The following is a 22124-nucleotide window of genomic DNA, read 5'->3' on the forward strand; positions in this document are numbered from 1 at the left end:
ATAAAATATTTAAGGGCTAAGGTAGAATCGTCACATGGGTCACAATTTACCATTATTAAAACCAAATCAATTTTCCCTCCGATCTTGCATCAAATGGGCTGCAATATCCAGTGTAATGATAATGTCGACAATGGCACAAGCGGTTGAATTTTCAGATGCGCCGATGTTGAAAGAAAAGATTGAGGCTGGGATATTGCCAGTTGTTGATGAGCGACTACCTGAAACACCAATGATTGTGCAGCCGACAAATATGCTTGGGAAGTATGGCGGTACCTGGCGTATGGGCATGCGACGTGGCCGTGACCATGCGTTGCTTATTCGTACAATGGGGTATGAAAACTTAATGCGCTGGAATCCTGAATGGACCAGTGTGATCCCCAATATTGCAAAATCCTATACTGTAAATGACGATGCGACTGAATATGTCTTTTATCTACGTCCAGGGATGCGCTGGTCAGACGGTGATTTCTTTGACGCTGATGATATTATGTTCTGGTATGAACATGTGGCAACAGATCCTGTATTGAGTCAGGACGATGATATTTGGTTTTTCTCTGGTGGGGAAAAAGCAAAGGTAGAAAAACGCGGAGATCATGCTGTTGCGTTTATTTTTGACCACCCTCATGCTTTGTTTACGCAATTCCTCGCGGGCCCAGAAGGTGTTGAACCAACATCTTATCCATCACATTATTTGAAACAATTCCATCCAGCGTTTAATCCAAATGTAGATGAAGAAGCAAAGGCTGCAGGTTTCGAAGGATGGCATGCGCAGTTTTTGGCTAAATTTGGTGAGCCCGGCAATGTTGATAATAAAACGCGTTGGATGAATAAAGAATTACCCACATTGAATGCTTGGGTGTTGGATTCTACTCATACGATTGATGAACCATTAAGTGCTGTACGAAACCCATATTATTGGAAAGTAGATCCAGCAGGCCTTCAATTACCATATATTGATCGACTGCATTTCGAAGTGGTTAAATCGAAATCCGATATTCGTGATGTGGCACGTGCAGGTAATATCGATATGCAGGCCCGCGCAATGCCTAGTTTTGCAGAACAAGTCAACGCATCTCCCTCCGATTGGCCAGGTGTAAATACGTTTGGTGTCATCGATACTGATATGAACAAAGCTGTTATTGCTTTAAACCTTAATCATCGGGACCCGGTGTTAAAGGAAATCTTTAATACCAAAGACTTTCGTGTGGCTTTATCTGTTTCGATTGATCGTGCCGCGATAATTCGAAGTGCAGGTGAAAATATTGGTGTGCCATTTCAAGCAGCGCCTCGTCCGGAATCAGACTTTTATAATGAAAAGCTAGCGAAGCAATATTTGGAATATGTACCTGGACAGGCTGCCAAGATGTTAGATGATCTTGGGTTAATGAGAGGTGAGGATGGTATTCGCCGTCGTCCAGATGGAAAACGTTTATCTTTCTTTATCGATACTGTCGGCGATGACCGTTATGACGTTTTGCTCAAAGTTGCGAAAGATTGGCGTGCCATTGGTGTAGATGTCACTGCACGGAATTTGGCTCAACACACATTTTATGATACGCGGGAACTGAATGAACATGATGCCTCCTCTTGGGGCGGTGATGGCGGTATCGCGGTTATTCAATCTCCGATTTTCTATTTCCCAATTTATTATGAATCTGTTCAGGCTGTGAATTGGGCACGTTGGTATCGTGATCCATCTGATCCGAAAGCAGAAGAGCCGACTGCACCAGTTAAGAAACAAATGGAGCTTTATAGAAAGATAGTAAAAACGCAATCTCAGGAAGAGCAAAGTAGGTTAATGCGTGAAATACTGGATATTGCAGCAGAAGAATTCTATGTGTTCGGGGTGAGTTTACCACCAATACGGTATGGAATTTATCGTCAGGGATTTGAAAATGTGCCTGCATTGATGCCGGCGGCATGGACTTATCCGACGCCCGCGCCCACAAATCCGGCACAATATTTCTTTAGATAAGTTTCATTATATATTTTGAGTAAGAATTTAAGATAAGGTAATAGGCAGATATATGAGTGTAATTGATACGAGGGTATCGGCATATTCTGTGGGGGGGACATGTCAGAACAAACTCATTTGAAAATCGGTAAACGACGTTTTCTCTTTGGAGGTTTGACTTTCAAGGTTCTTTCAATCGTCGTTTTGGCGCAGTTATTAATTTTGTCTGTTGGGGGGTATTTCTATGTCGGCCAATTGACGAGATCAATTGATGCTACGGTGGAGAATCGATTGCGATCTGTTGGGGCTTTATTACAAGATTCCCAATTAAAATATACGGCACTTTCTGATCGCGATGTATTAACCGAGCTAGTTGGAGATGAGCTACTTGATGGTATGGTTGTTGGTGTCAATGGTACAATCTATCATTCCATCAACAAGTCCTTGTTAGGCCAATCCATTTCTAAACTTGGTCATCTAAAGTTAAACTGGTTCAATCCCACCCATGTGGAACCGCAACTTATTCGCCTTGAAGAGGGTGATGAAACATCCATCGTCAGTATTACACCTATATTTACATTAAATTCTACGCGCCCATTTTTATTTGCATATATAAAACTCGACAGCACAAGCTTAACTCAGGAAAAACAATTGATAATGATCGAAACGTTTTTCGCGGCGTTGGCGTGTATTCTGCTGACGAGTTTTATCATTTATATTTTCCTTCATCGCTTTATTTTTAAACGTATTCGCTCCGCTGCTGATTTTGCAGAAAATGTGGCTGTTGGGGATTACTCTTCTAAGTTAAAGGCCTTTGCGCATGATGAGCTCGGATTGCTTGAGCGTAGTTTGAACCAAATGGTTTTTGAGTTGAAAGAGCGAAGTCATAAAAATGATGAAGCAGAACGAGAATTGAAGGATGTGAATGAGAATCTGGAAAATCGTGTGGTGGAACGTACAACGGAATTATCCAAAGCAGCCCATGATTTAATGTTAGAGGCTGATAGTCATAAGAAAACAACAGATGCTTTGAAGAAACAGGGTGCTTTCATGCAGCTCTTGCAGCGTATTATAGTTGCATCTAATGAAACCAATTCAATTGATGAGGCATGGAAAGTTGGTCTGCATGCAATACAGAAGCATTTCAGATGGCCGGTAGGGATGGTCTTTACATTAAAAGACGATCATCGTGATATCATGAGTCTTTCGGAAAATGTATATCTGGAAGATCTAAAAACCTATGGTGAGTTAGCCGAATATTCCTCTGAGTTTGATATTCATATGGGCGAAGGGCTTGTTGGAAGTGTGTTACGCAGCGGGCGCCCTCAACTCTTACGTATGGATGAGGAAGTTAAGAGTAATAATCGCGAGACTATTGCAAAGCGTTCAGGTTTAGGTTGGTCTTTTGCTATTCCAATTTTGGTTGGGCGTGAAGTTGTTGCTGTAATGGAGTTTTTCTCGGCCGTTGAGATAGAGCAGGATTCAGAGTTATTTGAAGTAGCCAGAGATATCGGCATTCAGTTAGGTCGTGTGATGGAACGACGGCGGGCCGAACAACTTATTCAAGAAGCCAAGATGAATTCTGACGTAGCGAATTATGCTAAAACCGAATTTATTTCAAAATTGGGTCATGAGTTACGCACACCTATCAATGCTATTGTAGGTTTTGGCCAACTTATGCAAGCTCAGGCAGATGTCGTATCATCTGAGCAACGCTATCAGCAGTTAGAGACGATTACACGGGCCGGGCGTCATCTGGCACGATTGGTCGATCAAATGACGGATTTAGCGCGCATTGAAGCGGGCGAATTAAAACTAGATACACAGCATATTCAGGTGAAAACTGTGATCAAAGAGACGTTGAAAAAACTAGAATCTTTGATTGATATGAAAAATATAAACGTGATTGAGAATCTTGATATTCCAGATGATTATACATTGAATTGTGATACAGCTGTTTTGGAGCAAATTATTACAAGCTTGCTTACAAATGCTATTCATTATGGCGGTGCTAGTCAGACAATTTTGTTGCAGCTTTCATCAACAGCAACGGATGGGATACAAATTGTGATTGCCGATCAGGGGAAACCTTTGACGCCTGTGGACAGTCAGGAAATATTTGAACCACTGGCCCGTTTGGACCGTCATCGAGGGCTTGTCGATGGATTAGGCATTGGTCTAACACTTAGCCGTGAATATGCACAAGTGATGGGAGGGGACATAACCTGTCAGTCCGGGGCAAGTGCATTGGATGTGGACGGAAAACGTGGAAATAGCTTTATTGTTACTTTGCCTAAAACTTAAATAGTTTTCATTACGAACTGTAGTGTTAAAAGAAAACCCTGCTTTAGATGAAAGCAGGGTTTAAACTTTTCCGTATATCTCCAATGCAACCTAATTTACGATAGCAATTTGATCTGGTTGTATCGGTGGAATAATTACGCAGCTTAGCGATGTTTCTGTTAATACGTGACAGCTTTCACGTGCTTCCATTTCGCTTAGTCCTGTTAGGCGCGCTCTATATAGTCGATTTTTTAAATCTTTAACTTCTGAAACTTGAATATTAGCATCTTTACTCACATAACGTACATGGACTGCGGCTAAGCCTGCTGCCTGATGAGCACGGCGTTTTTCTCTAAAAGCACCAACTTGAACAGCCCAGATAGTCTCTGCTTCAAGTACCGGTTCTGTTTTCTTGGAAGATGTCGACGGTTTTTGGTTTGTTGCTGCGACTTGAACAGGTTGATCTAATTCTTTAGTTAAAGTTTCCGAGGTAACAAGTTTAACTGTTTCCGCTTCTTTTTGGGGCTTGGATTTTAAATATTCACCGTTAACATCGTCCGCTAAAGCGATCTGTGTTTCGCGTTCAAGAATTACCACTTTTCCATTATCAGCTAATTTTATCTCTGGCTTCATAGGTGGACGTAATGAAGCAATTAAAATTTTATGATAGCTCTTATTCAAAAGCTTTTGCATATGAGCATTGCGGGATTTTGAAGTACGACCACCAAATACAACACCAAGTAAGCGACGACCATGTCTCTCAACAGAAGCGACAAGGTTAAACCCGCTTGCATTGGTAAAGCCTGTTTTTATGCCATCTGTGCCTTCATAATAACGTAGCAATTTATTATGGTTGTAATAGGTGCGGTTCTTATATTTGTATTTCCAAGTGCTGAAGTAATGGTAAAATTGTGGGAAATCAGAACGAATACGCAATCCTAATGTTGCCATGTCACGAGCAGAAGAAAGTTGACCGCGTTTATGTAAGCCAGAAGCATTTTTGAAAAACGTATTCTTCATTCCCATAGCATGAGCTTTTTGTGTCATCGCTTTTGCAAATTTCGCTTCTGTACCACCGATACCTTCTGCAACAACAACGGCGACATCGTTTGCTGACTTTGTTACAAGTGCAAGAATGGCGTCTTCCACAGTAATTGTTGTACCTTTGCGTAATCCAAGTTTAGATGGGCGTTGTTGTGATGCCTTTCGGGAAACTTTTAATTTACTTGTAAGTTTTAGATCGCCTTTTTCAACTGCATCGAACAGCATGTATAATGTCATGATCTTTGTAAGAGAGGCAGGGTGATTACGGGTGTCTGCGTTTACAGAATGAAATACTTCGCCAGTTTCTGCGTCCAGAATAATCGAGGCATATTTTGCTTGGGCCAGGTTCTTTGCTGCGCCAAAAGTTAAAGTCGCAAATAAAACTAAAGTAAAACCAAGTAATCGATACATGACAACCCATTGCCTATTCAGGAATATTTATAAAATTTTCTTAATACTTGCCGAATCTTCTTGAACTATATGCGAATCGGCAAAATTCGTCTATAGATAATTCTATAACCTGTTTCGGACAAAGGCTTCAAGGCTTTTTGGTGATTTCTGTCACATTGCCTTATTTTAGTCATTTTAAGATGTAGAATATTGCATTCCCAAATTGGTTACATATATGGCATATATGTTTATTACATCTTATGAATACTTATAATTATTTGGTTATACTAAAATGATGAAAAAATCGCTAATAGTTGCAATTTCAAGTGTTGTTTTCCTTTCCGCATGTACGAGTGATGGGAACCTCACAAATATTTTATGGCGTAAAGCGACTTGGGAGAGTTATGTCTCTGGTGGTGATATTAAACAAAACTGCCATGCTGAAAATTCTAATCAGTATCGTTATCTCTATAATGCCAATCGTGCACAATCGGTTTTGATGTATAACTGGAAGACAGATGGAGAGTTGAGCTTTCAACGCTTAGATCGTCGGATAAAGCTGGAAAAGATCGAGGTGAGTCCAACTATGCATGAAGCCTTGTTGGATCCTAAAGAGGTCAAACTTGATTTAAACTTGTCAAAAAAAATGAAATTGGCGGAGTTAACAAAGGCGGATATCCAGCGTGAGGGCATGGAAGAGGGAGAGGAAATGACTTCTGCAGATCATTTTTTGTCTTTAGCATCTTGTATCGATGGTGAATTCAATCTGACTGTTTTTGACCAAAGTGAGTTGCAGCGGGCGTTTCCGGAAGGATTAGAATATTTGCTATCCGTATCAACAGATGAAAAAACGCGCCCAAAACTTTCAAAGGAAAAGGCGACGACAAATAGTTTTTTGATGTCTAAGAAGAATGATGAGGATGTTTTTAATCATTATAGAATTAGATATACGGGTGATAAGGTTGAGTTTGGCGCAGGATATCTTACTAAATAAAAAGGAAGATAGGCTTTGACCAAAAGTTAAAGAATGTGATATAAGCGGGCATTCCCGAAAAATTTGAGGAACTTGCGCGCCGAATGGCGCGAATAGCTATTGGTAAATTCTGATCCGAATTGGAGCTAGAAATGAGCAAATTATTAATGCCTAAAGCTACTGCTGTATGGCTGATTGATAATACAACATTGTCTTTTGAACAGATTGCAGCGTTTACAGGTTTGCATCGTTTGGAAATTCAAGCGTTGGCTGACGGTGATGTTGCACCGGGTATGCAAGGCATGGATCCAATTCAAAATGGTCAATTAACACGTGATGAAATCGTACGTTGCGAAGCAGATGATAAAGCTGCTTTGAAAATGGCGAAAAGCGATATTCCGATGCCTGTTGTTCGTAACAAGGGCCCACGTTATACACCAGTTTCCAAGCGTGCAGATAAGCCGGATGGAATTTCTTGGTTGGTGAAGCATCACCCTGAACTAACAGATGCCCAAATTGGTCGTTTGATTGGTACAACAAAACCAACAATTCAGAAAATCCGTGATAAATCTCATTGGAATGCTGCAAATTTCCGTCCACGTTCCCCGGTTGAACTTGGGTTATGCAGCCAATTGGAGTTGTCTACAGAGATTGCAAAAGCGATCAAAGCTGGTCGCCAACCTCTGGCAGAGCCGATTGTTGAAGATCACGAAGAAGATACAATGCAAGAGCCAACAGGTTGGGAAGGTCTTTCCTAATCGTTGTATGCAATGTTGAATTTAAAAGCCCGAAGATCTTCTTCGGGCTTTTATTTTATCTATTCAAAACTTTTTAAGAATTTAGATGCTAGTTGATTGAGTTGATGAAACTCTTTTTCTGACAAATTGCCAGTTATCCTATGTTGTGTTGCGACATGATCTGTAACAGCAGCATCTATGATGTTGAATCCCTGTTCTGTCAGTTGAATGAATACGCTTCTTGCGTCTTCTGGGTTTTGAATTCGCTCTACTAATCCCTTTTTACATAGCTGATCAATTCGATTGGTCATCGATCCTGATGTGATCATCATGGTTTTTAATAGATCATTTGGTGAGAGACGATATGGTGCCCCTGATCGTCTAAGTGTCGCCAATAAATCGAAACTGGCAAAATTTAAACCATGTTCAGCCATGGTTTTTTCCATTTCTTTCGACAGATGATTAGAGACACGTATAAGGCGCCCAATCAACGACATAGGTATAACATCAAGGTCAGGCCTGACCTCATTCCATTGATCGATAATTTTTGTAACTTCATCCATAAAAAATAAATAATAAATTTTTATCTTGACGTCAAGATTAATTAAAGTATCTTGATATCAAGATAAATATCTCGACTTCAAGATAAATTGAAAGGAGACACAAGATGTCTCGACATTTGGATTTAATATTGACGGCTCTGGCGCCCGCCATTTGGGGAAGCAGCTATATCATCACTACAGAGTTGTTACCGCAGGGATATCCCTTAACGGTTGCAATGTTACGGGCTTTGCCTGCAGGTTTATTACTTATACTGGTCGTTCGAAAACTACCGGAAGGGATGATTTGGTGGGGGCGTGTATTCCTACTTGGTGTTTTGAATTTTGGGTTTTTCTGGTGGATGCTCTTTGAAGCAGCTTATCGATTGCCAGGTGGTGTTGCAGCGACAGTAGGGGCCATACAACCTCTTGTTGTTATCTTTTTAGCAAGTGCGGTTTTAGGCCAGAAGTTACGCATAATCTCTGTTGTTGCAGCGCTTGTCGGGATTGGCGGTGTTGCCTTTCTGGTGCTTTCCGGTGAGGCAAAATTTGACATGATAGGCATTTTAGCCGCGGCAGCGGGTGCCGCTTCTATGGCATTAGGAACAATTTTGACTCGTAAATGGCAACCGCCCGTTTCATTGTTGACATTCACGTCATGGCAGTTGGTTGCTGGTGGTCTGATCTTATTACCATTCTCGATGATTTTTGAACCCGCTCTACCAGTGTTAACGGTAAAAAACTATGCAGGCTTAATCTATCTAGGGCTTATTGGTGCGGCTTTTACCTATATTTTATGGTTCCGCGGAATTTCCAAAATAGAGCCTGCGAAAATCTCCGTTCTTGGATTTTTCAGCCCCGCTGCCGCTGTATTGCTTGGATGGGGAATTTTGGGTCAAAACCTTACAACTCTACAAATAGTTGGCCTTGTTTTTGTGATCTTCAGCGTGTGGCTGGGGCAACAATCAGGCTTTCGAATTAACTTACTAAATAAATCAACCGCGTAATGGAAATGGAAAAGGAATAGAAAAATGAAAATGATTATCTTTGGTGCTGCTGGTGATGTTGGTCAGCGTTTCGTAAGCGAGGCGTTGATGAGAGAATACGAAGTTACTGTCTTTATTCGTAACCCAGATCAAGCAGAGATTTGGGGAGATAAAGTTCGGGTTGTTATTGGTGATTTAGATGATACGGAAAATTTGGTTTCAATCGTAAAAGAACATGACTTTATTTTATCTGCATTGCGTCCTGCTGAAGGTAAAGAAGATTTATTGGTACCATTAACGTCGAAAGTGATATCAATTGCAGGAGAAGCTGGGTTGCCAATTTTAATTACAGGCGGTGCTGCAAGTTTAAAAATCCCGAACACAGATTACACTGTTTTAACAGCACCAGATTTCTTGCCAGATGCTGTGCGACCGATCGCAACAGCCTGTCAGGCGCAATATGATATGTGTTTAGAAGTGATGGATGTGGATTGGACCTATCAGGCCCCATCCGCCATGTTAGTCCCTGCAGAGCGAACGGGGAAATATCGTATAGAAACAGATCAGTTGGTCACGGATGATAATGGCAATTCGAAAATATCTATGGAAGATTTTGCTATGGCTGCGTTTGATGAAGTTGAAAATAGACGATTTATTCGACAAAGATTTACAGCGGGATACTAAACCAAAAAAGGAAGCCATTTGGCTTCCTTTTCTTTTAGCTGATTAATCCAGCTTATCGGATTTCAAATCCCATACAAATGGTTTTCGAGAAAAAATGCGTCTTACCATTGGTTCAAAAAACTCCAGCGGTTTATTTTCCTTCTTGGGATCAAAGGCGCATTGGTCATATTTGTAACAGAAGTCTTCGCAATCCTTGAACCATTCATGATCTTTAAATTTATCACGGATATTGCGATCTAGATCATAATGATGACCAAAGTAATAAAACTGGAAGGCGCCATGATGTTTAATGATCCAATATGTTTTTTCAGAAACATATGGACGTAATACGGCGGCGGCCAGTTCTGAATGATTTTCCGGTGCCATAATATCCCCAACATCGTGGAGAAGGGCGGCAACGACCATTTCTTCATCCTGACCATCTTCGTAAGCCAGTGTAGCGGATTGCAAACTATGTTCATAACGAGAAACTTGATAACCACCCATGGAGCCATCAAGTGACTTTAACATATCAAGAACACGATCTGCTGTTGCAGCAATGAAAGGCTTTTCATAACGTTCTAGGATTTCATAATCCTCACGTGTGCCATCTTCCATTCGGGTGAAGCTTGCTACTTCATCTAACATGATCCCAATACTCCCTATATTCTATGTTTAGGTTCGTGTTTTTTTGTTTATGTGAAACTCTAATCACAGGTTTGATCTGCCGTCATTAGAAAAAACGACTACAGTGAGCTTTTTTAATTTGGCGTGGAATATAGCAAAAGAAAACCTCGCCATAGGTTGGCGAGGTTTTTAGAAATAAGTATTTATTTATAATAGGTTATTGAGCGTAACCAATGCCCTGAAGCGCGACTTTAATTTCATCTAGAATTGCAGGGTCGTCAATGGTTGCTGGCGTCTTAAAATCTTCGCTATCGGCGATTTTACGCATGGTCGCGCGCAAGATTTTACCAGATCGAGTCTTTGGAAGACGTTGAACCACCACACAATGTTTAAAGGCTGCGACAGGTCCGATTTGTGTGCGAACCTGAGATACAGCTTCTTTCACAACGTCATCATTGGCTTTATCAACACCTGACTTAAGAACAACAAAGCCAAGTGGTAATTGTCCTTTCAGATTATCGGCAACACCGATCACAGCGCATTCTGCAACATCATCCAGTTCAGATAGTGTTTCTTCCATCGCACCCGTGGAGAGGCGATGACCTGCGACATTGATGATGTCGTCAGTACGAGACATGACATAGATGTAACCATCTTCATCCATGTAGCCCGCATCACCTGTGGCATAGAAGCCTTCATATTCAGATAGATAACTGTCGATGTAGCGTTGATCGGCATTCCACAAAGTTGGTAAACACCCCGGAGGCATTGGAAGCTTAGTCGCAATTGATCCCATTTCACCGGGGGCTAAAACTTCACCTTCTGGGGTTAAGACATGGACATCATAGCCAGGGACGGCACGGGTTGGGCTGCCTGCTTTAATTGGTAATTGTTCGACACCAAGCAGGTTCGAAGCCATAGGCCAGCCTGTTTCTGTTTGCCACCAATGGTCAATAACCGGCACGCCAAGAATATCTTGAGCCCAATGAAGGGTATCAGGATCACATCTTTCACCCGCTAAGAATAGAGAGCGGAATTTAGATAGATTATATTTCTTTACTAAATCCCCATTCGGGTCTTCTTTCTTAATGGCACGGAAAGCTGTTGGTGCTGTGAAGAGGGTCGTTACATTATGTTCTTCAATGACACGCCAAAAAACACCAGCGTCAGGGGTGCCAACCGGTTTCCCTTCAAACATCACAGTAGTCGCCCGATGAAGGAGAGGGGCATAAACAATATAGCTATGGCCAACAACCCAACCGACATCTGACGCCGCCCAGTAAACTTCACCCGGGTCCACATTGTAGATATTCTTCATTGACCATTTTAGGGCAACCATATGACCGCCATTATCACGCACGACCCCTTTGGGCTGGCCTGTCGTGCCAGATGTATAAAGAATATAGAGAGGGTCAGTCGCTTCTACAGGCACACAATCAGCAGGCTCAGCATTATGGATTGAATCATGCCAATCAAGATCGCGGCCTTCTTTCATATTCCATGTGGCTTGATCACGTTGGAAAACAACAACATTTTTTACAATACCGGGAGCTTCGGCCAAGGCACCTTCGATCATTGGTTGGTATTCCACAACGCGGCCCGGTTCAATACCACAAGATGCAGTTAGAATAACTTTTGGCGTTGCATCACGAAGGCGGGTTGCCAATTCATGTGCGGCAAAACCGCCGAAGACAACAGAATGGATCGCCCCAATGCGTGCACAAGCCAACATGGCAATCGCTGCTTGTGGGATCATCGGCATATAAATGACGACACGATCACCTTTTTCAACACCTAAAGATTTCAAAACACTGGCCGCACGTGCCACTTTGCTTTGCAGGCGCGCATAGCTAATTTTACTTTGAGTACCAGTAATCGGGCTATCATAGATGATGGCCGTTTGTTCACCAAAGCCAGCTTCCACATGACGGTCAACAGCATTGTAACATGTGTTACAACTCGCCCCTTTGAACCATCGGTAAAAATGCGGAGCCCCACTATCATCTAGAATTTTATCGGCGGGTTTATACCAATCAATTGCTTCTGCTGCCGCTGCCCAATATTCTTCTGGTTTCTCCAAGGCATGCTTTTGCAATTGGTCAAGTTTCTCGCTCATATTGTCCTCCCGTATGTACCATTTAGGTATCGCATTTCTGTAATATTATTTTTTCTTAAATCCAGAAATGTTTTCTTTTATTACTTAAGGCAAATATGAAGCATGGAAAGAAGGGCTGCAAGAAAAATATTGCGGTGCACCCATTTGAATGCGCCGCAATATATATGATCACAAAATAATTTAGTTTTTTGCTATGCTTATTAGTAAAACTCTATCCATTAAAGCCTTCCTTACGATAGACTTCACGCCCTTCGAGAATTGTCAGGTCAACTTTAATTTTGGCAAGTTCGAATAAATCCGTTTCATATGGATCATGGTCTATGATGATATAATCAGCATATTTTCCTTTCTCCAAGGTGCCTGTCTTATCTGCACGCCATGCACATTCTGCTGCATGAATAGTGTATCCTTTAATCACTTGATCTACGGTTAGGCATTGCTCGGGGAGTAATGCCTCACTATCTCTGTCAAATGCGCGAGTACAGGCAACCTGCATAATCTCGAACGGATTTAAAGTGCTGACGCCCCAATCACTACTAATCGCGTAGGAGCCTGATTCAACAAGTGATTTTGTTGGATAAATCCATTTTGATCTTTCCGGGCCCAGCCAAGGTTGTGCCATTTCGGTAATGGATTCTTCGGGGATTGCCCATAAAGGTTGCATATTGGCAACCGCGCCTAATTCACCAAAACGCGGAATGTCTGCAGGATCAACCAATTGTAAATGGGCCAGTTGATGCAGGCTATCCCATTTTCCGTTTTCTTGTATGGCCTTTTCAATGCCATCAAGGGCTACGCGTGTGGCCCCATCACCGATCACATGTAGGTGCAGCTGGAATTTTTCTTTATCAAAGGCCACCATCAAATCCATGAGATGGTCTTTGTTAAACATTAATTCCGCATTGTCACCTTCGGTATCGGGTTCCAGTAACATCGCTGTTTTATTTTCAAAAACACCGTCTAGGAAGAATTTTGCAGAATGAAGGGATAGCATGTCGCTGTCATATTGAGCGCGATAGCCCTTCAAGCGATTGACGGCATCTTCAACGGATTCTCTATCAAAGATTTTGGATGTTGAACGCACGCGCACGTTTAAACGGCCTTCCTGTTCCAACTTGTGATAAACGCGTAGATGTCGGTCCGCGACCATGGCATCCAACACTGCTGTAATTCCATGGGCGTTACAATGCGCAGCACCAACTTCAACAGCACGTTCCCAATAATCATCTTCGACTTTCGGCTGTTGTTTTTTTGCCCACCAAATAGCATCTTCAAATAGCCAACCTTGAATGGAACCATCTTCATTTTTTACGATATGGCCATTTTCAGGATCTGGCGTGTCAGGCGTGATACCTAATGTCTCAAAACCTTTCGTATTCATCACAGCATTATGATAATCGGCTGCAAAGATAAAGACAGGGCGATCAGGTACGGCTTTATCCAAGTCCTCTTTACTCAAATGTTTTGTGGTGATGGAACCGGGGTTGAAGCCCGTACCACAAACCCAAAGATCATCCGTGGTTTTTGCATGATCACTAAGCGCCTTTTGGATGTCGGCAACGGATTCAACATCATTTAGATCGGCATTCCACGCCATTTCTGCACCACTATCTTGTAGATGCATATGTGTATCTTGGAAGCCAGGGAAAACAGTTTTTCCTTGTGCGTCAATGATCGCGGTGCCCGAATTTGCCATGTTTCGGATTTCATCATTACTACCTATATGCAGGATTTTGCCATCTTTAACTGCCATTGCTTCAGCTTTTGGATTGGCAGGATCAATTGTGTAGATATTTCCATTTATCAGGATTTGGTCAGCATGTAATGACATTGATTTTCTCGTTTCTATAATTTGATCACATTTTTGATTTATTCAAATGATCGTTTAATAGTCAATAGAAAAGAGTAGGTGAATTGTGTTATCCACCTGGTGTCATTATGGAATAAACGCGGCATTCAGAAGTGCCGTCCAGATCAAATAGGTAAACTTCATCGAGGTTTCTACGACTGTTATAATCACGTAAATTGTAGCCATTGCCTGTCGCAAAGCCAAAACGCTTCACGCTGTTGTCAGGTAGGCGCACATTTACAAAATATTTGCGGCGCTTAATTTGATTAAATTCTCCCAAGACACAACCTGTACTTAGGTCGGGATTCAGGAGGCTATCTAACTGACTTCCTTCCACAAAAAAGTTAACACGGGTATCACCATGTTTGAACCTTGGATTCTTTGTTTCTCCAGGCATTAACGCACGACCAATTCCACCCAAAGGTAGCCATTTGCTTTGTTGAGCAAGTGCAAATTCTGTCATCAATAATGTGGTGCATATTATTGTGCTGATAAGTGCTATTCGGCGCATTAGGCGCTCTCCTTTAAAGGAAATTCTTGTGCGAGTTGGTCAAAGTTACCGTCTTTTAACAGATTCAAGATATGTGCCACATCACTTAATTTAGCGCCCATGATAAACGGCCCTCCGGGGGAAAGTCGCATGGTCGGGCCAAGATGGCACTTTCCCATGCAATGAAGTCGTTGAAACTCATAGGGTAGCTTCATGTCTTTCAAGCCTTGCTCTAAGGCATCGGCAAGTTCTTTTGATCCAACTTTTCCGCAAGAGGGAAGTATATCACCACCACGCAAATTAGTGCAGATGCATAACTTGTTATATTCGAACTCGTCAGACATGGTCTTCCTTTGATTAGTTAGAATGGGAAATCATATGGGAATTCGTCGAGATTTGCCAATTCATCTTTATGTGATCGACTTATATCTTGTATCTGGTGCTTTTCCGTCCTATCTCATTGTTTAATTGATTTTTGACAGAGACATTGGAGGCAAACATGTCCGCTTATGATTATGACTTATTTGTAATTGGTGCTGGTTCCGGCGGTGTGCGAGGAAGTCGCATGGCTGCGGGCATGGGTAAGAAGGTTGCTGTTGCCGAAGATATGTTTCTTGGTGGAACCTGTGTGAATGTGGGGTGCGTGCCGAAAAAGCTATTCGTTTATGCATCTCACTTTGGCGAAGACTTTCATGATTCACAAGGTTTTGGCTGGTCTGTAAATGATAAAAGCTTTAACTGGAAAACATTAATTGAAAATAAAAACAAAGAGATTAGCCGTTTAAATGGTATCTATGAAAATCTGTTGAAAAATGCAGGCGTGGAACTGATCAATGGTCGTGCGACCTTAGTTGATGCACATACTGTTGAAGTTGCAGGAAAACAATATACAGCGGAAAAGATCCTTGTGGCTGTTGGTGGGTGGCCTTCTGTGCCTGATATCCCTGGTAAAGAATATATTTCTACCTCTAATGACGCTTTCTATCTGGAAGAATTGCCTGAACGAATTATCGTTGTAGGCGGTGGTTATATTGCAGTTGAATTTGCAGGCATTTTTAATGGTGTCGGAGCCAACGTCACTCAACTTTATCGTAGTGAGAAAATTTTACGCGGTTTTGATGAGGATATCCGTGATCATTTGACCACAGAGATTATTCGCAAAGGCGTTGACCTTCGTGTGAATAGTAATATTGCCTCAATTGAAAAAACAGATAGTGGTTTGGTAGCAACTCTTGAGGATGGCTCAACGATCGAGGCAGATTTCATTATGTATGCAACAGGTCGTTCACCAAAAACAGCCAATCTGGGGCTTGAAGCTGCAGGTGTTGAAATGGATAAGGCTGGTGCTATTGTCGTGAATGATGACTTCCAGACGTCTCAGCCAAATATCTATGCTTTAGGCGATGTGATTAATCGTGTTCAGCTGACACCTGTAGCTATCGAGGAAGCAATGGTTCTGGTCCACAATCTATTTGCAGGTGAAGATCGCAAGATGGATTATGATAACATCCCAACGGCTGTGTTCTCTCAACCGTCAGTGGGTACTGTAGGTTTGACGGAGGCACAAGCACGTTATCAATATGGTGAAATTGATGTTTATAAATCTGATTTCCGTCCAATGAAGTTTACTCTGACTGAAAATCAAGAACGTACATTGATGAAACTGATTGTTGACAGAAATTCAGACAAAGTACTTGGTTTACATATGGTTGGACCAGATGCAGGCGAAATTGTTCAAGGAATGGGGATTGCGCTGAAAGCTGGTGCAACAAAAGCTCATTTTGATGCGACAATTGGTATTCATCCATCTAGCGCAGAAGAGTTTGTCACTATGCGCAGCCCAGTTTCCTCCTAATATGGGTAGCTCCTTGCTACCCCTTAGGTGAGGAAATATGTCGTTTATGTTATAATTCTATAGAAATGTTGATTTTTGTCCCTTTTCTGCTGGTCATGTCTGATGGGAAGGGGTAAAAATCCTATCTTGCTTTTTTTGAGGGCGATTTGTCTGATTATTGCGTCCTTTGGAAAAGTGAGGAAATTTATTAGATATAAGACAAACTAGAAACGAATTGGAGATTACCATGGCGGTAAATTGGACACCGAAAAGCTGGAGAGAAAAAGAAATCCGGCAGGTTCCGGTCTATCCGGACCAAAAAGCACTGGAAGCTGTTGAAGATAGCTTACGCGCTTATCCGCCTTTGGTATTTGCAGGCGAAGCGCGCCGTTTGAAAAAAGAGCTAGCTAAAGTTGTCGATGGCAACGCCTTCCTTTTACAAGGTGGAGATTGCGCTGAAAGCTTTGCAGAATTTAAGGCAGATAATATCCGTGATACATTCAAGGTAATGCTACAAATGGCTGTTGCGTTAACCTTTGGTGCATCTCAACCTGTAGTGAAGGTTGGCCGCATGGCGGGGCAATTCGCTAAACCACGTTCTGCTGATACTGAGACAGTGGATGGCGTGGAATTGCCAAGTTACCGCGGCGATATCATTAATGGTATCGACTTTACAGCCGATGCACGTATCCCGGATCCGAAACGTATGGTTGCAGCTTACAATCAAGCTTCTGCAACTTTGAACTTGTTGCGTGCATTTGCCCAAGGTGGTTTTGCTGATTTAAACAAGATTCATCGTTGGAATCTGGATTTCATTAAAGACAGTCCTCAAGGCGCTGAATATGAGGCAATGTCAGCCCGTATTGATGAAGCGCTTAATTTCATGAAAGCTTGTGGCATTACATCTGAAAATGTACCTCAGTTGAAAGAAACAAACTTCTACACATCTCATGAAGCTTTGTTGTTGTGGTATGAAGAAGCATTGACACGTCAGGATAGTTTGACAGGTGAATGGTATGACTGTTCTGCACATATGTTGTGGATCGGTGATCGCACACGTCAATTGGATGGTGCACATATTGAATTCCTTAGTGGTGTACAAAATGCTGTAGGTATGAAATGTGGTCCAACAACAGATCCTGATGAATTGATCCGTATTATTGATCGTTTGAACCCACAAAACGAAGCTGGTCGTTTAACTTTGATTGCACGTATGGGGCATGACAAAGTTGAAGATTACTTGCCAGCATTAGTACGTCGTGTGAAGCAAGAGGGCCGTAATGTAGTTTGGTCTTGTGATCCGATGCATGGCAATACAATCAAGGCGGAAACAGGCTATAAGACACGTCCATTTGAACGCGTTTTAGGTGAAGTAACAAACTTCTTTGCCGTTCATCGGGCTGAAGGCACACAGGCCGGTGGTGTTCATTTTGAAATGACTGGTCGTGATGTGACCGAATGTACAGGTGGTGCGCGTGCGATTACAGATCATGATCTGTCTTTGCGTTATCATACACATTGTGATCCACGTTTGAATGGTGAGCAGTCTTTGGAATTAGCATTTTTGATTGCTGAATCCTTGAAAAAAGCACGTGATGATCATCAAGTAAGCTTGGCAAAAGCTTCTTAAGTGACGTAAACTAGCCAAATAGTTGAAAAATTAGAAACGCTGCTCTTGTGAAAGGGCAGCGTTTTTTGTTAATAAAGCTCTAAATGAGAATATCTCGCATGAAGTGTTGGAGGGGAAACCCGTGAAAAAATCTGAAATGGTGCCAATGTGGACGGATGCGTATTTCAAACGCACCAAAGAAATCATCGGCAAGTTTGGTGATGCGCAAGTTACTTATGCGATCTTTATGCGTCGCCCTGTGGTTTCTGCCCCGAAAATGGCTTTGGATTATTTAGCTGAAGTCGCGCAAGAACAAGGGTTTGAATATAAAGTCGACCTTCAATATGAAGAAGGGCGCTGGGTCGGTGCAGGGGAGCCGATCATGTATATTACAGGTTCATTCTATCATTTGAGCGAGCTGGAAACACTTCTTTTGCAACGTATTGGGCCTGCATGTGTTGCTGCCTATAACGCTTTTACCATGTGTACAGAAATGCCGAACACAGCTTTCCTTGCGATGGATGCACGTCATTGTGCCGGTGCTGAAATGGCAGAGATTATGGCATATGCAGCGTCTGTTGGGTCGCGTCGTGCAAAAGAAAAAGGTGAAAATGTAGTTGGTTTTATCGGCAATGCAACTGATGCCACAGCTCATTATTTTGGTAAAGATTCCGGTATGGGCACGATGCCGCATGCATTGATTGGGTATGCAGGGTCCACTTTGCGTGCCGCAGAAATGTATCATGACGCATTCTCAGATGAACCGATGACCGTGCTTGTTGATTATTTTGGGCAAGAAATTACCGATGCTTTAGCCGTATGTGAACGTTTTCCTGAATTGGCAAAGGCGGGTCGATTGGCGTTCCGTCTGGATACATTAGGTGGTCGTTTCTGTGAGGGGCTTGATCCTGCTGCGTCCTACGCTGTATTGGAACGCCATGCGGCTCACGCGATCCGGGGATATCGCACAGAAGCAGAATTACGCCATTTGATTGGTCCAGGTGTTTCCGCCGCAGCAATTTGGCATTTACGTGAAAAATTAAACGCAGCCGGATATGAAAATGCGCGCATTGTGGCATCCAGTGGTTTTGGGCCGGAGAAATGTCGCATTCTTTCCCTAGCGGATGCACCTGTTGATGTGGTTGGTAGTGGAAGTTATTTGCCAGAAAAATGGTCAGAGACTTATGCGACGGCCGATATTGTCGATTATGACGGTATTGCAAGGGTTAAAGTGGGACGCGAATTCCTGTTAAAGGCAGAGAAGAAATAATCTCTATTCAAAAAGATTAATCATCTGCGTTTTTTTCATTCGCTTGAATGGTATAAACTTTTTGTGAGTCTATTTGTAAGGCTTGATGCATTCGTTTCAAGCTATCAAGATTATATTGGCCATACCGCCTTTTTAGTTCTTCAACAGATTGTGGGATTTCCATCTCAGCAAAAAGATTGGCATATAGAGCCATAACTAGCTGGATAAAGGTGACATCATCAAAATGCCAATTCTCTTCCGCATCATTTTGTGGTTTTGGCATCGTACGGTTAAAGAAATCAACCATCCAAATACGACGCTGTTCTATATCGGCGAAATATTGTGCGATATAGATTAGAATATCATTGATGATGGCTTGTGCGCTTGGTGTATCATAAAGGGTTGTCCAGTCAAAAACGTCACCGGAAATTTCTTTTTGTCGATCTACCAGTTCTTGTGCACGTGTCTGATATGTCGTCATTAATTCAGGGCCGATCATACGGCTTAAAACGCCTGTAAATGCAGGAATGATGCGTCGAGATAGTGAAATATTTTGAACAGGAGCTTCGCCATAGGGAGCTAGCAAATGTGCAAAATTTCTAACCATCAAGCGTTCCAGTGGATGCGTCCTCATTCGTGCCCAATAAACTTCTTCAGATGCCTTGGATAAATTCTCCCAACCTTGTGTGAGTAAGGTTTGAATTTCTAAATCTGTACGTGATTTGAAAGCGCTAAGAGCGGCATGAATATCAGATATGTTAATCGTGTCACTGTTGCTTGAATTTGGTCCTATAACACGTTCGGCAAATAAATCTAATAGCTGGTCCATGACCTGTCCTAAATGGTCCGGGCCATAGCCAAGATTGTGTGGACGGGTATCTATTTTATTCTCTGACTCAGGCATAAATCCTTGCATCCTGCGATACTGATTGTGGTTTTCGTCTTTAAAAATGTTTGCTTTTTACAAAAAATACCAACTGTTAAGCTTATAGTTTACTTGAACAGAAGGCTTTGCAGCATTACAACCTCTTAAGTCTACTCTGCATCGGTTCAATCTGCCAAGAACTAGATGCAATAGATTGAAACTATTTCATTATCAGGATGGAACGATGACTGAAGAATTGAAAATTGCACTGGCGCAACTTAACCCTACAGTTGGCGATTTGACAGGCAATATGCACAAAATTCGCGAAGCCCACAAAACTGCCAGAGACATGGATGCAGATTTGATGGTGACGGGTGAATTGATGACATCCGGTTATCCACCTGAAGATTTGGTTTTAAAGCCGTTATTTATGGATCGCATCGAAGCAAGTGTGAAAATATTGGCTATTGAAACAAGAGGCGATCATCCAGCAATTGTTTTGAGCACACCATGGCGAATGGACGGAAAGTTGTATAACGCTGTCTTACTACTGGATGAAGGGGATGTGCAGGCTGTTCGCCCAAAATGCCATCTACCAAATTATGGTGTATTTGATGAAAAGCGTATCTTTAGTGAAGGTTCGCCAATGGGCCCTGTTGCCTATAAAGGTATCGCACTTGGTTTGTTAACTTGTGAAGATTTGTGGTTTGAAGATATTGTTGAATGTCTTGAAGAAACTGGCGCAGAAATTCTTCTTTCACCAAATGGATCTCCATTTGAAATGGATAAGATGGATGAACGGATGAATCATGCTGTGTCACGTGTTCGTGAAAGTGGTTTGCCGCTGGCATATGTAAATCAAGTTGGTGGTCAGGATGAATTATTGTTTGACGGCGCGTCTTTCGTCTTAAACGGAGATTGCTCTTTAGCAGTTCAAATGCCTGCCTTTGTTGAGAATGTGACCCTCACGACATGGAAACGAGGTGACGCTGGCTGGGCATGTGAAACGATCTCACATCATGATCAACCGGACCGTCTGAATTCTGTTTATCAAGCCATGGTTTTAGGTTTGCGTGACTATGTTCAGAAAAATGGCTTTCCAGGTGTTGTGCTTGGTATGTCAGGTGGTATTGATTCCGCTTTATCAGCTGCTGTGGCTGTCGATGCTTTAGGCGCGGATAAAGTGCATTGTGTGATGATGCCATCACCTTATACCAGTCGCGAAAGTTTAGAAGATGCTGAGCAGGCATGTGAGATGCTTGGCGTTCGATTAGATGAGGTTAACATCGGTCCTGCAATGAAAGCATTTGATGATATGCTTTCTCCGTTATTTGAAGGGACGAATTCAGATACGACTGAAGAAAACATCCAATCCCGCTCACGCGGTTTAACCTTGATGGCGATTTCTAATAAACATGGATATATGGTGCTAACTACGGGCAATAAATCTGAGATGTCTGTGGGATATGCGACATTATACGGTGACATGTGTGGTGGATATTCTGTTTTGAAAGATATCTATAAAATGGATGTTTTCCGTCTTTGTGTTTTACGTAATGAAGGACTCAAAAACTCTGATATTGTGCTGGAAGGCCCTGATGGCCCCGTGATGCCGGAACGTATAATTTCTAAGCCGCCGTCAGCGGAGTTAAAGCCTGATCAAAAAGATGAAGATAGCCTGCCGCCATATGAAGTTCTTGATGATATTCTATATTGTCTTGTAGAAGGTGAAATGGGTGTAGATCAGATTGTAGAGCGTGGACATCCCTTGGAAACTGTGCAAAGAGTGTGGCGCCTACTTGACTTAGCGGAATATAAGCGTAGACAAGCACCTCCGGGTGTGAAAGTAACTTCACGTGCCTTTGGGCGTGATCGCCGTTACCCGATTACAAATGCGTTCCGTCGAGCCATTTAAA

Annotated in this window: 18 protein-coding genes; 10 read left to right on the forward strand and 8 right to left on the reverse strand. The window is 42.3% G+C overall.

The window, feature by feature from the left end:
• The first annotated feature begins 121 nt into the window (after positions 1 to 121).
• Positions 122 to 1975 carry an ABC transporter substrate-binding protein gene (locus ACOQOA_RS01825; protein ID WP_420546961.1) on the forward strand — a complete coding sequence of 618 codons (1854 nt, stop codon included), beginning with the start codon at positions 122 to 124 and terminating at the stop codon, positions 1973 to 1975.
• Between the two features lie 99 nt (positions 1976 to 2074).
• Positions 2075 to 4258 (forward strand): histidine kinase dimerization/phospho-acceptor domain-containing protein, encoded by a 2184-nt coding sequence (locus tag ACOQOA_RS01830; protein WP_420546962.1) that lies wholly within the window; start codon positions 2075 to 2077, stop codon positions 4256 to 4258.
• A gap of 90 nt (positions 4259 to 4348) precedes the next feature.
• Here ACOQOA_RS01830 and ACOQOA_RS01835 read toward each other — a convergent pair whose 3' ends face one another.
• Positions 4349 to 5692: a D-alanyl-D-alanine carboxypeptidase family protein gene (locus ACOQOA_RS01835; protein WP_420546963.1), complete on the reverse strand. Its 1344-nt coding sequence runs from the start codon at positions 5690 to 5692 to the stop codon at positions 4349 to 4351.
• Between the two features lie 271 nt (positions 5693 to 5963).
• On the opposite strand from ACOQOA_RS01835, the gene ACOQOA_RS01840 reads away from it, so the two are divergent.
• Together ACOQOA_RS01840 and ACOQOA_RS01845 are read left to right on the forward strand one after the other, a co-directional pair.
• Positions 5964 to 6665: a hypothetical protein gene (locus tag ACOQOA_RS01840; protein ID WP_420546964.1), complete on the forward strand. Its 702-nt coding sequence runs from the start codon at positions 5964 to 5966 to the stop codon at positions 6663 to 6665.
• Between the two features lie 131 nt (positions 6666 to 6796).
• Positions 6797 to 7402 (forward strand): DUF1013 domain-containing protein, encoded by a 606-nt coding sequence (locus ACOQOA_RS01845; protein ID WP_420546965.1) that lies wholly within the window; start codon positions 6797 to 6799, stop codon positions 7400 to 7402.
• A 59-nt stretch (positions 7403 to 7461) separates the two neighbouring features.
• Here ACOQOA_RS01845 and ACOQOA_RS01850 read toward each other — a convergent pair whose 3' ends face one another.
• A complete protein-coding gene (locus ACOQOA_RS01850) occupies positions 7462 to 7944 on the reverse strand; it encodes a MarR family winged helix-turn-helix transcriptional regulator (protein WP_420546966.1) in 483 nt (160 codons plus the stop codon).
• A 104-nt stretch (positions 7945 to 8048) separates the two neighbouring features.
• Between ACOQOA_RS01850 and ACOQOA_RS01855 the strand changes: the two genes are divergently transcribed.
• Entirely contained in the window at positions 8049 to 8927 is an 879-nt protein-coding gene (locus ACOQOA_RS01855) for an EamA family transporter (RefSeq protein ID WP_420546967.1), read from the forward strand.
• Between the two features lie 24 nt (positions 8928 to 8951).
• Positions 8952 to 9590, forward strand: coding sequence for an NAD(P)-dependent oxidoreductase (locus tag ACOQOA_RS01860; RefSeq protein ID WP_420546968.1), 639 nt, complete (start codon positions 8952 to 8954; stop codon positions 9588 to 9590).
• A 42-nt stretch (positions 9591 to 9632) separates the two neighbouring features.
• Here the strand turns inward: ACOQOA_RS01860 and ACOQOA_RS01865 are convergent, their stop codons facing one another.
• The 5 genes from ACOQOA_RS01865 to ACOQOA_RS01885 form a co-directional block, all read right to left on the reverse strand.
• Positions 9633 to 10217: an HD domain-containing protein gene (locus tag ACOQOA_RS01865; protein WP_155154034.1), complete on the reverse strand. Its 585-nt coding sequence runs from the start codon at positions 10215 to 10217 to the stop codon at positions 9633 to 9635.
• A 196-nt stretch (positions 10218 to 10413) separates the two neighbouring features.
• Complete coding sequence (locus ACOQOA_RS01870; protein WP_420546969.1) at positions 10414 to 12312, reverse strand: propionyl-CoA synthetase; 1899 nt, start codon at positions 12310 to 12312, stop codon at positions 10414 to 10416.
• Positions 12313 to 12523: 211 nt separating this feature from the next.
• A complete protein-coding gene (locus tag ACOQOA_RS01875) occupies positions 12524 to 14143 on the reverse strand; it encodes an amidohydrolase (RefSeq protein ID WP_420546970.1) in 1620 nt (539 codons plus the stop codon).
• An 88-nt stretch (positions 14144 to 14231) separates the two neighbouring features.
• Positions 14232 to 14672 carry a hypothetical protein gene (locus ACOQOA_RS01880; RefSeq protein WP_420546971.1) on the reverse strand — a complete coding sequence of 147 codons (441 nt, stop codon included), beginning with the start codon at positions 14670 to 14672 and terminating at the stop codon, positions 14232 to 14234.
• Complete coding sequence (locus tag ACOQOA_RS01885; RefSeq protein ID WP_420546972.1) at positions 14672 to 14995, reverse strand: hypothetical protein; 324 nt, start codon at positions 14993 to 14995, stop codon at positions 14672 to 14674. Before ACOQOA_RS01885 ends, ACOQOA_RS01880 begins: the two co-directional genes overlap by 1 nt.
• A 155-nt stretch (positions 14996 to 15150) precedes the next feature.
• Between ACOQOA_RS01885 and gor the strand changes: the two genes are divergently transcribed.
• The 3 genes from gor (at position 15151) to ACOQOA_RS01900 (ending at position 19364) form a co-directional block, all read left to right on the forward strand.
• Positions 15151 to 16506 carry a glutathione-disulfide reductase gene (gene gor / locus ACOQOA_RS01890; protein ID WP_420546973.1) on the forward strand — a complete coding sequence of 452 codons (1356 nt, stop codon included), beginning with the start codon at positions 15151 to 15153 and terminating at the stop codon, positions 16504 to 16506.
• A 226-nt stretch (positions 16507 to 16732) separates the two neighbouring features.
• Positions 16733 to 18115, forward strand: a complete 1383-nt coding sequence (locus tag ACOQOA_RS01895) for a class II 3-deoxy-7-phosphoheptulonate synthase (RefSeq protein WP_420546974.1) — start codon at positions 16733 to 16735, stop codon at positions 18113 to 18115.
• A 136-nt stretch (positions 18116 to 18251) separates the two neighbouring features.
• Positions 18252 to 19364: a nicotinate phosphoribosyltransferase gene (locus ACOQOA_RS01900; RefSeq protein WP_420547108.1), complete on the forward strand. Its 1113-nt coding sequence runs from the start codon at positions 18252 to 18254 to the stop codon at positions 19362 to 19364.
• 16 nt (positions 19365 to 19380) lie between these two features.
• Here ACOQOA_RS01900 and ACOQOA_RS01905 read toward each other — a convergent pair whose 3' ends face one another.
• Positions 19381 to 20247: a hypothetical protein gene (locus tag ACOQOA_RS01905; RefSeq protein ID WP_420546975.1), complete on the reverse strand. Its 867-nt coding sequence runs from the start codon at positions 20245 to 20247 to the stop codon at positions 19381 to 19383.
• A gap of 205 nt (positions 20248 to 20452) precedes the next feature.
• On the opposite strand from ACOQOA_RS01905, the gene ACOQOA_RS01910 reads away from it, so the two are divergent.
• The gene (locus ACOQOA_RS01910) at positions 20453 to 22123 is read left to right on the forward strand and encodes an NAD+ synthase (protein WP_420546976.1); all 1671 of its coding nucleotides are present in this window, start codon (positions 20453 to 20455) and stop codon (positions 22121 to 22123) included.
• The last annotated feature ends 1 nt before the right edge of the window (position 22124 follow it).

Source organism: Curvivirga sp., assembly GCF_965219885.1.
Taxonomy (GTDB): Bacteria; Pseudomonadota; Alphaproteobacteria; order UBA8366; family Aestuariispiraceae; genus Curvivirga.